The sequence below is a fragment of the Streptomyces violaceusniger Tu 4113 genome (assembly GCF_000147815.2).
Taxonomy (GTDB): domain Bacteria; phylum Actinomycetota; class Actinomycetes; order Streptomycetales; family Streptomycetaceae; genus Streptomyces; species Streptomyces violaceusniger_A.
This window is the reverse complement of the sequence record NC_015957.1, coordinates 6,726,865-6,741,150: the sequence shown is the minus strand read 5'-3', so window position 1 is coordinate 6,741,150 and position 14,286 is coordinate 6,726,865. Positions and strand designations below refer to the sequence as shown.

Here is a 14,286-nt window from a genome sequence, read left to right as displayed (position 1 = left end):
CCCCGCATCCTCGCGTTCGCCTCCGACTGGTTTGGGTGATCACTGTGCTTGTGCTCGGGCTCAACGGCAACTTCTCCGCCGCGGACACCGATGTGGTGCCGCAGCTCGGCGAGGTGTTCTTTCACGACTCGGCGGCTTCTTTGATCCGCGACGGCGAACTCGTGGCCGCCGTGGAGGAGGAGCGGCTCAACCGGATCAAGAAGACAACCAAATTTCCCCTCAACGCGGTGCGTGAGTGCCTGGCGCTGGCCGGTGCGCGGCCCGAGGACGTCGACGCGGTGGGCTACTACTTTCCCGAGAACCACATCGACACCGTCCTCAACCACCTCTACACCGAATATCCGCGGGCACCCCTGCGCTACTCCCGGGAGCTGATCCGGCAGCGGCTGAAGGAGGGCCTGGGCTGGGACCTGCCGGACGAGAAGCTGGTGTACGTGCCGCACCACGAGGCGCACGCGTACTCCTCGTATCTGCACTCCGGCATGGACTCCGCACTGGTCCTGGTGCTGGACGGCCGTGGCGAACTGCACTCCGGCACCGTCTACCACGCCGAGGGCACGCAATTGGAGAAGCTGGCCGACTACCCGGTCCCCAAGTCGCTCGGCGGGCTCTACCTGAACGCCACCTATCTGCTCGGCTACGGCTTCGGCGACGAGTACAAGGTGATGGGCCTGGCCCCCTGGGGCAACCCGGAGACCTACCGCGACACCTTCGCCAAGCTCTACACCCTCCAGGACAACGGCGAGTACGAGCTGCACGGCAACATCATGGTGCCGAACCTGGTCAGCCCGCTGTTCTACGCCGAGGGCTTCCGGCCGCGCCGCAAGGGCGAGCCGTTCACCCAAGCGCACCGCGACTTCGCCGCCGCGCTCCAGGAGACGGTCGAGAAGATCGTGCTGCACATCCTCGAATACTGGGCGAAGACCAGCGGCCACTCCCGCCTGTGCTTCGGCGGTGGCGTCGCCCACAACTCCAGCCTCAACGGGCTGATCCTGGGGTCCGGGCTCTTCGACGAGGTGTTCGTGCACCCCGCCTCGCACGACGCGGGCGCGGGCGAGGGCGCCGCCTACGCCGCGGCGGCCAGCCTTGGCACGCTGGAGCGGCCGAGGAAGCGGCTGCTCAGCGCGAGCCTCGGCCCGGCAATGGGCGGCCGGGAGCAGATCAGGGCACGGCTGGCCGACTGGGCGCCACTGATCGATGTGAAGTTCCCGGACGACGCCGTGGAGACCGCGGCCGGACTCCTCGCCGAGGGACAGGTGCTCGGCTGGGCGTACGGCCGCTCCGAGTTCGGCCCCCGTGCCCTGGGCCACCGCAGCATCGTCGCGGACGCACGCCCCGAGGAGAACCGGACCCGCATCAACGCGATGGTGAAGAAGCGCGAGGGCTTCCGGCCGTTCGCCCCGGTGGTCACCGCCGAAGCCGCCCGCGACTACTTCGACCTCGCCGGCGCGGACGGCAACCACGAGTTCATGTCCTTCGTGGTGCCGGTGCTGCCGGAGCGGCGCACGGAACTCGGCGCGGTCACCCACGTGGACGGCACCGCCCGGGTACAGGTCGTCTCCACCGAGTCGGGCGAGCGGTTCCACCGCCTGGTGCGGCGGTTCGGCGAACTGACCGGCACCCCCGTGCTTCTCAACACCTCCTTCAACAACAACGCCGAACCCATCGTGCAGAGCCTCGACGACGTGGTCACCAGCTTCCTGACCACCGACCTGGACGTTCTGGTGGTGGAGGACTGCCTGGTACGCGGCAAACCCTCACCCGACCTGGGCGTTCTGGTGCCGCGCTTCCGCCCGGTGACCCGGCTGGTCGAGCGCAGGACGGCCGGTCCGGACGCCTCGGCGGGAGCGAAGACCCACGAGATCCACCTCGACTACGACGGCGGCCCGTCCGCGAAGGTCTCGCCCGAGCTGTACGAACTGCTCGGCGCGGTCGACGGCACCACCACCCTCGGCGATCTGGCCAAGACCGTGGGCGGGCTGTCGGAGGCACTGGCCACCGAGGTGTTCGCCCTGTGGGAGCAGCGGTTCCTCACTCTGGCCCCGGCCGGGGACCTCCCGACGGGCCACGGGCCCGCGGACGACGGTGCGCGGGGGCGTTGACCCGATGGCGGCGGAGCCGAGGGTGGCCGGCCCGATGGTGGGGGCCCCGACAGCGGTGGACCCGACAGCGGTGAACCCGACGGTGGCTGATCCGATCAGCGAAGCGCATCGGGAGATCACCCGGCTGCTGACGGAGCTGGGCCGGGCCGGCGGGCGGCCGGACGCCCTCGTGGAGGCGTGCGTCGCCTGCCTGGAGGCCGCACAGTCCACCTCGGCCGCCGCCACCGGACAGGAACAGCCGGACACCGCGGCCCAGGAGGCGCTGCACGCGGTCAACGCGGCGGCACTGGCCATCAGGTACGCCCTGATCAAGGCGGGCGACGAGCGCCGCCGCGCGGCCCGGACCGGGGAGAGCGTCACCTCGGACACGTAACGAGCGACGGCCGCCGGGCCGTAAAGCCGGTCAATGCAACTGGTCCCTTCTCCCAAAGAAAGCGGGGGAAGGGACCAGTCATGTTGCACGGCGTACGGTGGCGGCCTGGTGAGGAGGGCGGGGGAGCGCACTGCGGCCGCGTCCCCGGCCGCCACGGCGGCCGGGGACGTTCGTTGTCCGTCTCAGGCGGCGTGGTTCCGCGCGAGCTGTTCCTGGAGGTGCTCGGCGGCCATCGCCGGGGTGGGGTGGTCGAACAGCAACGCCGCCGGGAGCTGCAGGCCCGTGGCCGCGTTGAGGCGGTTGCGCAGTTCCACCGCGGTCAGGGAGTCGAACCCGATCTCGAAGAGCGGATCGTCCGGCCCCACCGCGTCCGGAGTGGCGTGTCCGAGGACGGCCGCGGCTTCGGCCCGGACGAATGCGGTGAGGTGCTGGAGTCGCTGGCCCGGGTCGAGGGAGGCGAGTTGTTCGGGGAGGGGCGGGGCGGTGGCGGTCCGGGGGGTGGTGTGGGCGGTGGGGCGGTGGTGGCTTTGCGCCAGGGTGCGCAGCAGGGGCGGGAGGGTGTGGGGAGCGGCGTTGTTCTGGAGGGCGGTGCGATCGAGCTTGAGGGGGATGAGGTGGGGCTGGTGGGTGGCGAGCGCGGTGTCGAGGAGGCGCATGCCCTCGGCGTCGGTCAGGGGGATGACGCCGCTGTGGCGGGTGCGCTGCTGATGGGTGGTGGACATCCCGGCAGTGAGGGCGCTGGTGGTTTCCCATAGGCCCCAGGCGAGGGAGGTGGCGGGGAGCCCGGCGGCGTGGCGCTGCTGGGCGAGCGCGTCGGCGTAGGTGTTGGCGGCGGCGTAGTTGGCCTGACCGGGGGTGCCGAGCGCGCCGGTGGCGGAGGAGTAGACGACGAAGGCCGCGAGGTCGTGGTCGCGGGTGAGGTCGTGGAGATGGGTGAGGGCGTCGACCTTGGGGCGGAAGACGGTGCCCAGGCGTTCCGGGGTGAGGTCGGTGAGCAGGGCGTCGTCGAGGGCGCCGGCGGTGTGGATGACGGCGGTGAGGGGCTGGTCGGCAGGGATGTCGGCGAGGAGGGCGGCGAGTTGGTCGCGGTCGGCGACGTCGCAGGAGGCGATGCGGATGTGGGCGCCGAGCTGGGTCAGCTCCTCGCCGAGCCGGGCCGCGCCGGGGCCGTCGGGTCCCTGGCGGCTGACCAGAAGGAGGTTGCGTGCCTTGTGGTGGGTGACGAGGTGGCGGGCGGTGAGGGTGCCGAGGGTGCCGGTGCCGCCGGTGATGAGGACGGTTCCCTCGGGGGCGAGGGTGAGGGGCTCGGGTGTCGGGGTGGGCGCGGGGGTCAGGTGGGGGGTGTAGGCGGTGGCGTCGCGGAGGGCGAGTTGCGGTTGGTCGGTGGCATTGAGGGCCGTGGGCAGGGTGCGGTGGGAGTGCTCGTCGATGTCGATGAGCTGGATCCGGCCGGGGTGTTCGGACTGGGCCGAGCGGACGAGGCCCCAGACCGCGGCGGCGGCCGGATCCGTGACCTCGGCGGTGTCGTGGACCGCCATGGCACCGCGGGTGAGAATCACCAGTCGGGTGTCCGTCAGCTCGGGCCGGTCCACCCATTGCCGCAGCAGATCGAGAACCTGGGCACAGAGCGCGTGGGTGCGGTCGATGGGCGACCCGGTGTTTTCGGGAGCCCAGGCGGACACGTCGGCGACGAGTGCCGTGGGCGGCGCTCCCGTCTCCACGACCTGGGAAACATCGGCATAGTGCGGCGGGGAATCCGGGAGTTGATTCTCTCCGAGTGTGGCCCACTGTGTTTCCGTCGTGCCGTCGAGCCCGCATTCGGCCCATTCGACCGCCCACAGGCCATTGCCACCTGAGGCGGCGGAGAGGGACTGCAACTGCTCGGGCGTGGTCTCCCGGAGCTGGAGCGAGCCGATGGTGGCGACCGGCAGTCCGTGCGGATCGGTGATCTGCACGCACAGCCCGTCCGCGCCGGACGCCGTCGCCCGCACCCGTACAGCGGTGGCGCCCACGGCGTGGAGCCGCACATCGGTCCAGGCGAACGGCAGCATCGTGGGCCGGTCGCCGCCGGACTCGAAGCAGAAGTTCCCGGCGTGCAGAGTGGCGTCCAGCAACGCCGGATGGATGCCGAACCGGCCGGCGACCGCGGTCTGGTCCTCCGGCACGGCCACCTCGGCGAACACCTCGTCGTCCCGCTTCCACACCGCGCTCAGGCCGCGGAACGCCGGGCCGTACTCGTACCCCGCCTCGGCCAGTTGCCCGTAGAACCCATCGAGGTCGACCGGTTCCGCCCCCTCGGGCGGCCACGGATGCGCTGCCGTGGCCGCTGGGGTGGCGGTTCCCCCGGTCAGCAGTGTGCCGGTGGCGTGTTCGGTCCACTGCCGTGTGCCCTCGGGGCGGGAGTAGACGCCGACCTTGCGGCGCCCGCCTTCCTCGCCACCGACCAGTACCTGGACGTGCAGTGTTCCCTCGTCCGGCACCGCCATCGGCCGACTGATGACCAACTCCTCCAGTACGCGGGCCTCCGCCTCGTCTCCGGCCCGCACCGCCAGCTCCACCATCGCCGTACCGGGAAGCAAGACGGTGCCGGAGACGGCATGGTCGGCCAGCCAGGGGTGGGTGCGCAGGGAGAGCCGTCCGGTGAGCAGCACACCGTCGGTGTCGGGCACGCTCACCACGGCCCCGACCAGTGGATGGCCGGTGTCCTCCAGGCCGACGGCACGGACATCGCCCGGGCCGTTGCGGTCCAGCCAGAACGTCTCCTGCTGGAAGGGGTAGGTGGGGAGGGGGACGCGGGTGGGTTGGGTGCCCGTGAAGAGGGTGGTCCAGTCCAGGGGTGTTCCCCTGGTGGATAGTTCGGCGAGGTTGGTGAGGAAGCGGGTGGGGGTGTCGTCGTCGCGGCGGAGGGTGCCGGTGATGGTGGTGTTGGGGGTGTTGGTGTTTTCGAGGGTTTCTTGGATGGCGGTGGTGAGGACGGGGTGGGGGCTGATTTCGATGTAGGTGCGGTAGCCCTGGTCGGCGAGGGTGGTGATGGCGGTGTGGAACTGCACGGTCTGGCGGAGGTTGCGGTACCAGTAGCCGCTGTCGATCGTGTTGGGTTCGATCCACTCCCCGTCGACGGTGGAGAGCCAGGGGATGGTGCCGGGCTCGGTGGTGGTGTGGGCCAGGGTCTGGTGGAGTTCGTTCTTGATGGTGTCGACGTGTCCGGTGTGGGAGGCGTAGTCGACGGGGATGATGCGGGCTCTGATGCCTTGGTCGGTGTAGTGGGTGTGGAGTTCGTGGAGGGCGTCGGTGTCGCCTGCGATGACGGTGGCGTTGGGGCTGTTGTGTGCGGCGATCCAGAGTTTGCCGTGCCAGTTGGTGAGGTCGAGGGTGTCGGCGGGGGTGGCGAGGGACATCATGCCGCCGTGTCCGGCGAGGTGGTGGGCGATGGTCTGGCTGCGGAGGGCGACGATTTTGGCGGCGTTGGTGAGGGTGAGGTGTCCGGCGGCGCAGGCGGCGGCGATTTCGCCTTGGGAGTGGCCGATGACGGCGTCGGGGTGGATGCCGGTGGATTGCCAGAGTGTGGCGAGGGAGACGACGACGGCGAAGGTGGCGGGCTGTACGACGTCGACGCGGTCGAGCGAAGGGGCGTCGGGCGCACCGGTGATGACATCGATCAGCGACCAGTCGGTATACGGGGCCAGGGCATCAGCGCACTCGCGCAGGCGAGCCGCGAAGACTGGGGAAGTGTTGAGGAGCCGTGCCCCCATCCCCACCCACTGCGACCCCTGCCCCGGGAAAACGAACACGGTCTTGCCCTGGGTGGTGGCGTGGCCGGTGGTGAGGCGGGGATGCGGTTGTCCGGTCGCGAGGGCGGTGAGGGCGGACGTAGCCTCACCGCCCTCGGCGCTGGTGCCGGTGAGGATGATGGCGCGGTGGTCGTGGAGGGTGCGGGTGGTGGCCAGGGACCAGCCGATGTCGAGGGGGCGGCCGTTCACCCCGGATTCGAGGTGGTCCAGAAGCCGTTGGGCCTGAGCCCGCAGGGCCGTGGGGGTCTTGGCCGACAGGACCCAGGGCGCGATCCCGCCGGTGGCGACCAGACCAGGGGTGTCGCTGGCCTCGTCCACCTGCGGTGCGGCGCCTTCCGTAGCCTGCTCCAGGATCACGTGTGCGTTCGTCCCGCTGACGCCGAAGGAGGAGATCCCGGCGCGGCGTAGATGTCCTGTCTCCGGCCAGGGCCGCGCCTCGGTCAGCAGGGACACCGCGCCCGACGTCCAGTCCACCTGCGTGGTGGGGTCGTCGGCGTGCAGGGACCGGGGAAGCGTGCCCTGCCGCATCGCCAGCACCATCTTGATGACGCTGGATATGCCTGCGGCTGCTTGGGTGTGGCCGATGTTGGACTTCAGCGAACCGAGCCACACGGGCTCGTCCCCCGGCCGGTCCTGACCGTAGGTGGCCAGGAGTGCCTGGGCCTCGATGGGGTCGCCGAGGGCGGTGCCGGTGCCGTGTGCCTCGACCGCGTCCACATCGGCCGCCGTCAGCCCGGCGTTCACCAGCGCCTGCCGTATCACCCGCTGCTGGGACGGCCCGTTCGGCGCGGTGAGGCCGTTGCTCGCCCCGTCCTGGTTCACCGCCGTGCCCCGGATCACGGCCAGTACCTCGTGGCCGTTGCGGCGGGCGTCGGAGAGCCGTTCCAGCAGCACAAGACCCGCACCTTCGGACCAGTTGGTGCCATCTGCGCCCTCACCGAAGGACTTGCAGCGGCCGTCGGACGCGAGACCGCGCTGGCGCGAGAACTCGACGAAGGCACCAGGCTGGCCCATGACGGCGACACCGCCGGCGAGTGCCATCGTGCATTCGCCGGAGCGCAGGGCTTGTGCGGCGAGGTGGAGGGCCACCAGCGAGGAGGAGCACGCCGTGTCCACCGTGACCGCCGGACCGGTCAGGCCGAAGGTGTACGACACCCGGCCCGACGCCACGCTCGTCGCACCCCCTACCCCGAGATAGCCCTCCAAGCCTTCCGGCGCCGCGCCCGGACCGGTGCCGTACCCCTGGCCGCTGGCCCCGACGAAGACCCCGACCTCCTGTCCGCGCAGTGACGTGGGAACGATCCCGGAGCGTTCCAGGGTCTCCCACGCGGTCTCCAGCAGAACGCGCTGTTGCGGGTCCATCGACAGGGCCTCGCGCGGGGAGATGCCGAAGAAGGTGGCGTCGAAGCCGCCGGCGTCGGTGAGGAATCCGCCCTCGCGTACGTAGGACTTGCCCTGGGCGTCCGGGTCGGAGTCGAACAGCCCGGCCAGATCCCAGCCCCGGTCCTGCGGGAACGGGCCGATCGCGTCTGTTCCGGCGGCGACCAGCCGCCACAGGTCCTCGGGGGTGCGGACGTCGCCGGGCAGGCGGCAGCCCATGCCGACCACGACGACCGGATCCTCGGCCCCGTCCGGAGCGGACCGGTCGCGCCGGGCCGGGCCGGGCGTGGCCTCGACCGCGCGCCCGCCCAGTTGATCGCGCAGGAACTCGGCGATGGCCAAGGGGGTCGGGTGATCGAAGACCAGCGTCGCGGGCAGCCGTAGCCCGGTGGCCGTGTTGAGGCGGTTGCGCAGCTCCACCGCGGTCAGCGAGTCGAACCCCATGTCGCGGAACGCCTGCTCCGGCCCGATCGGGTCGACGGTCGGGAACCCGAGCACCGAAGCGGCCTCTTCGCGGATCAACTCGGTGAGTAGACGCTCCTGTTCGGACGCCGACAGCCCGGCCAGCCGTTCGGCGAGGCCGCCCTCACCGGCCTTCGGCACCGGCCGGGCCGTACGCCGGGTTGGCCGGACCAGACCCCGCAGCAGCGGCGGCGGTTCCGCGGCCTCCGCACCGAGGGCGGCGAGGTCGAACCGCAACGGCACCAGCAGGGACAGCCCGGACGCCACCGACCGGTCGAACAGGTCCAGCGCCTCCGCCGTGGACAGCCCGACGATGCCGCCACGCCGCACCCGGTGCAGATCGCCGGAGCCGAGCCCGGCCGTCATGCCACTGGTCTGCGCCCACATGCCCCACGCCAGCGAGGTGGCGGGGAGCCCGTGCGCACGCCGCCACTGTGCGAGGCCGTCCAGATAGGCGTTGGCGGCGGAGTAGTTGCCCTGGCCGGGCCCGCCGAGGACTCCCGCGGCCGACGAGTACACCACGAACGCCGCCAGGTCCTGGTGGCGGGTGAGGTCGTGGAGGTGGGTGACGGCGTCGACCTTGGGGCGGAAGACGGTGTCGAGTCGGTCCGGGGTGAGTGCGGTGAGGATGCCGTCGTCGAGCGTCCCGGCCGTGTGGACCACGGCGGTGAGCGGATGGTCGGCCGGGATGTCGGCGAGGACGGTGGCGAGTTGGTCGCGGTCGGCGGTGTCGCAGGCGATGATGCGAACGGTGGCGCCGAGTTCGGTGAGTTCGGTGGTGAGGTCTGTGGCGCCGGGCGCGTCCGGTCCCCGTCGGCCGACCAGCAGCAGATGGCGTGCGTCGTGCTGGGTGACGAGGTGGCGGGCGGCGGTGGCGCCGAGGGTGCCCGTGCCACCGGTGACCAGGACGGTGCCGGCCGGATCCAGGGCGCGGGGGAGGGTGAGCACGATCTTGCCGGTGTGCCGCCCCTGGCTCATCCAGCGGAACGCCTCGGGGGCGCGGGTGATGTCCCACTGCCGCACCGGCAGCGGCTCGATCCGGCCCGCCTCGAACAGCTCCACCAACTGGTGCAGCAACTCCCGCACCCGCTTCGCGGGGGCCTCCCCGCCGAGGTCGAACGCCCGGTAGGTGACCTCCGGATGCCGCGCCCCGACCTCGCCGGGCTCCCGCAGGTCGGTCTTGCCCATCTCCAGGAACCGGCCGCCGGGGTTGAGAAGTCCGAGAGAGGCGTCGATGTGCTCCCCGGTGAGGGAGTTGAGGACGACGTCGGCGGTGGGGAAGGTGTCGGCGTAGCCGAGGTCGCGGCTGGAGGCGAGCCGTTCGGCGGGCACGCCCAGCCGGTGGAGTGCGTGGTGCTTGGAGGGGTGGGCGGTGCCCAGGACGGTGGCGCCGAAGTGCTGTGCGAGCTGGACGGCGGCCATGCCCACACCGCCCGCGGCGGCGTGCACCAGGACCGTCTCGCCCGGCTGGACCCTCCCGAGGTCCTGCAACGCGTACAGCGCCGTCAGATAGGCCACCGGCACCCCGGCCGCCGTGCCGAACGACCAGCCCTCCGGCATCCGGACCACCGTATGCGCGTCGGCGGTGGCCAGCGGCCCGAACGAGCCGGAGAACAGCCCCATCACCCGGTCGCCCACAACCAGGCCCGCGACGCCCGGACCGACCTCGGTCACCACACCGGCGCCCTCCGTGCCGATCACCGACCGGCCCGGATACATGCCGAGAGCCACCAGGACATCCCGGAAGTTGAGCCCGGCGGCGCGGACCTCGATCCGCACCTGACCGGCCTCCAGCGGTGCGGGCTCGGCCTCGTCGGGCAGCAGCGCCAGATGCTCCAGGGTGCCGTACTCGGCCGAGTCCAGATGCCACGACGGCTGCGCGGGCACGCGCAGCCCGGGCTCGACCCGGGCCAGGCGTGGCACCCACACGGCGCCACCGCGCACCGCCAGTTGGGGCTCGTCCCCGGACCACACCCCGGCGGGCAGCTCCTCGCAGGCACCGTCGGCATCCACCAGGGCCACCCGCCCCGGGTGTTCGGCCTGGGCCGAGCGGACCAGGCCCCAGACCGCGGTGGCGGCCGGGTCGGTGACCTCGGCGTCGTCGTGCACCGCGACCGCGCCGCGCGTGACCACGGCCAGCCGCGTCCCCGCCATCGCGTCGTCCGCGACCCACCGCTGGATCTCCGCCAGCAGGCGGCCGGTGAGCTCCCGGGCCCGCGCGGGTCGCGGCCCGGTGAGGTCTTCGGCCCAGGCGCGCGTATCGGCCACGAGGACGTCGGGAAGCGCGCCCCCTGCGCCTCCGATGTCCCCTGCGCCTCCGGTATCCCTCATGGCCCCGGCGCCACCGGGGGCCGGATCGCCGAGCGGGGCCCAGGAGACCGCGTCGTCCGGCAGGGAGGTCTCGCTCCAGCGGACCGTCCACAGCGCGTCATCGGCCGTGCCGATCTCAAGGTGGGCCGGGTCCACCGCCCGCAGGGTGAGCGAGTCCACGGAGGCCACCGTCTGGCCCGAGCCGTCGGTCAGACGTACCGAGAAGGCGTCGTCGCCGACCGGGCGGACATGCACCCGGACCGCGGACGCGCCGCCCGCGTGCAGACGCACGTTGTTCCAGGCGAACGGCAGCAGGGTCACCTGCCGCGCCGGGTCGGAGGGGAGACAGAAGCTGCCCGCGTGCAGCGCGGCGTCCAGCAGCGCCGGGTGGATGCCGAACCGTTCGGCCTCCGCCACGGACGCCTCCGGCAGCGCCACATCGCCGAAGATCTCACCGTCCCGGCGCCACGCGGCGACGAGCCCGCGGAACGCCGGTCCGTACGCGTAACCGGCGTCGACGAGCGAGCGGTAGAAGTCCTCCACCGGGATCGGCTCGGCTTCCGCGGGCGGCCACTCGACGCCGACCCCGTCCGCTGACACGTCCGCGGCCCTGTCCAGCGGTGCCGGGCCCTGGGCCGCGAGGGTGCCGGTGGCGTGTTCGGTCCAGTCGGTGCCCCCGGCGGTACGGGAGTAGATCCGGACCGTACGCCGCCCGCCCTCGTCCGTGCCCACGACGACCTGGACGCTCAGGGCGGTGTCGCCGGGCAGCACCATCGGCTGCCCGATCACCAGTTCCTCCAGCGCCGGGGTGCCGGTCTCGTCCCCGGCGCGGACGGCCAGTTCCACCATGGCCGTGCCGGGCACCAGCACCGCCCCGGAGATGACGTGTTCGCCCAGCCAGGGCTGGGACCGTACCGACAGCCGCCCGCTGAGCTGCACACCGCCCGTCTCCGGGAGCTGCACCACCGCGCCCAGCAGCGGATGGCCCGCCTCCCCGAGCCCCACCGCGCCCACGTCGCCGGATCCGGCGGCCCGCTCCAGCCAGTAGTGCTCGTGCTGGAAGGCGTACGTGGGAAGGGCGACGGGCCGGGCGCCGGACCCGGCGAACATCGCGTCCCAGTCCACCCGCACACCCCGTACGTACAGGCCGGCGAGCCCGGCCAGCACCGCGTGGGGCTCCTGGACGCCCGGACGCAGGGACGGCACGAACGCCGCGTCCGCCTCGGGCAGACAGTCCTGCCCCATCGCGGTCAGCACCCCGTCCGGGCCGAGTTCCAGATGGGTGCGCACGCCCTCGTCGGCCAGTGTGCGGACACCGTCGAGGAACCGCACCGCGCCACGCGCATGCCGTACCCAGTACTCGGGGGAACACAGCTCCTCGGGATCGGCCACCGCGCCGGTGAGGTTCGACACCACGGGCATCCGGGGCGGCGCGTAGGCCAGCCGGGACGCCACCTCGCGGAACGCGTCCAGCATCCCGTCCATGTGGGGGGAGTGGAAGGCGTGCGAAACCACGAGCCGCTTGGTCTTGCGGCCCTGCCGCGCCAGCGTCTCCGCCACCGCCGTGACCACGTCCTCGTCACCGGAGACGACCACGGAGGCCGGGCCGTTGACCGCGGCGATGGAGACCTGGTGCTCCTTCCCCGCGAGCAGCGGCGCCACCTCGTCCTCGGCCGCCTCCACTGCGACCATCGCCCCGGTCGCGGTGAGTTGCTGCATCAGCCGCCCGCGCGCCCGTACCAATGTGCAGGCGTCCGGCAGGGACAGGACCCCGGCCACATGGGCCGCGGCCACTTCGCCGATCGAGTGGCCCAGCACATACGCGGGCCGCACTCCCCACGACTCCACGAGCCGGAACAGCGCCACCTCCAGCGCGAACAGCGCGGGCTGGGTGAACTCGGTCCGGTCCAGCAGCGCTGCCGTCGCCGACCCCTCCTCGGCGAAGACCACCTCGGCGAGCGAGACCTTGTCGTCCCCGTCGCGCAGATCGCCGAACTGGGCGCACACGGCGTCGAAGGCCCGCGTGAACACCGGGTAGTCGCCGTGCAGTTCGCGGCCCATTCCGGCTCGCTGACTGCCCTGCCCGGTGAACAGCACCGCCACCTTTGCGGAGGCCACGGACCCGGTGACCGCCGACCGGGCGGACGTGCCCGAGGCCACCGCCGCCAGCCCCGCGACGGCCTGCTCGGCATCGGCGCACAGCACGACCGCGCGGTGGTCCAGCCGGGTCCGGGTGGTGGCCAGTGACCAGCCCACGTCCCGCAGGTTGTCGGCGGGCGTCTCCCGCACCTGGGTCAGCAGCCGGGCGGCCTGGGCACGCAGCGCCTCCTGTGTATGGCCCGAGAGCAGCCACGGCACCACGTGGCCGGTGGCGACCGGACCGGGGCCGGCGGACTCCGCCGAGCGTACGGGCGGTTCCTGATCGCCGGTGTTCTCCCCGGTCGCCTCGGCTTCCTCAGGGGCCTGTTCCAGGATGACGTGGGCGTTCGTCCCGCTGACTCCGAAGGAGGAGATCCCGGCGCGGCGGGCGTGTCCGGTCTCCGGCCACGCCCGCGCCTCGGTGAGCAGGGACACCGCGCCCGCGGTCCAGTTCACCTGGGAGGTGGGCTGTTCGGCGTGGAGGGTCTTCGGCAGCCGGCCGTGGCGTAAGGCCATGACGGTCTTGATGACACTGGCGATGCCGGCGGCGGCCTGTGCGTGGCCGATGTTGGACTTGAGGGAGCCGAGCCACAGCGGCCGGTCCTCCGGGCGGTTCCGGCCGTAGGTGGCGAGAACGGCCTGGGCTTCGATGGGGTCGCCGAGGGCGGTGCCGGTGCCGTGTGCCTCGACCGCGTCCACGTCGGCCACCGTCAGCCCGGCGTTGGACAGGGCCTGGCGGATCACCCGCTCCTGGGAGGGGCCGTTGGGCGCGGTGAGTCCGTTGGAGGCGCCGTCCTGGTTGACCGCGGTGCCACGGATCACGGCCAGCACTTCGTGGCCGTTGCGGCGGGCGTCCGACAGCCGCTCCAGCAGTACGAGCCCGACACCTTCGGACCAGGTGGTGCCGTCGGCGCCCTCGCCGAAGGACTTGCAGCGCCCGTCGGGCGCCAGGCCACGCTGCCGGGAGAACTCGACGAAGGCGGTGGGCCGGCCCATCACGGCGACACCACCGGCCAGCGCCATGGAACATTCGCCGGACCGCAGCGCCTGCACGGCGAGATGGGCGGCCACCAGCGAGGACGAGCAGGCGGTGTCCACGGTCACGGCGGGCCCGGTCAGCCCGAGCGTGTACGACACGCGCCCGGAGATGACACTGCCGGACGCGCCGACCCCCAGATAGCCCTCCAGGCCCTTGGGCGCGTCACCCGGACCGCCGCCGTACCCCTGGCCGCTGCCCCCGGCGAACACCGCGATGTCCCGGCCCTCCACCGACCGCGGATCCATCCCCGCCCGCTCGAAGGTCTCCCACGCGGTCTCCAGCAGCAGCCGCTGCTGCGGGTCCAGCGACAGGGCCTCGCGCGGCGAGATGCCGAAGAACGCGGCGTCGAACCCGCCCGCCCCCTCCAGGAATCCCGCCTCGCGTACGTAGGACTTGCCCACGGCGTCCGGATCGGCGTCGAACAGCGTCTCCAGGTCCCAGCCGCGGTCCGTGGGGAACGGCCCTATCGCGTCCCGCCCCTCGTCCACCAGCTCCCACAGCGACTCCGGGTCGGTCACCCCACCCGGCAGCCGGCACGCCATCGCCACGATCGCCACCGGTTCGGTGGACTCGGCGATCAGCCGGTCGTTCTCCCGCTTCAGCCGCTCGGCGTCCATCAGCGAGGTACGCAGCGCCTTGACCAGGTCTTCCCGGGACGCAGCCATGTGTACTCCTCTCCGCAACCGCGGC

The 14,286-nt window shown here is 72.3% G+C and carries 2 protein-coding genes and 1 pseudogene; 2 read left to right on the top strand and 1 reads right to left on the bottom strand.

The features are described from left to right. Positions 1-35 precede the first annotated feature (35 nt). Together STRVI_RS27305 and STRVI_RS27300 are read left to right on the top strand one after the other, a co-directional pair. Positions 36-2,102, top strand: coding sequence for a carbamoyltransferase family protein (locus STRVI_RS27305; protein WP_014058866.1), 2,067 nt, complete (start codon positions 36-38; stop codon positions 2,100-2,102). Positions 2,103-2,184: 82 nt separating this feature from the next. Then, positions 2,185-2,475: an O-linked N-acetylglucosamine transferase gene (locus STRVI_RS27300; protein WP_208949173.1), complete on the top strand. Its 291-nt coding sequence runs from the start codon at positions 2,185-2,187 to the stop codon at positions 2,473-2,475. 203 nt (positions 2,476-2,678) lie between these two features. Here STRVI_RS27300 and STRVI_RS27295 read toward each other — a convergent pair. Beyond that, positions 2,679-14,114 (bottom strand): annotated as a pseudogene (locus tag STRVI_RS27295) (SDR family NAD(P)-dependent oxidoreductase); the annotation flags it as partial. Positions 14,115-14,286 lie beyond the last annotated feature (172 nt).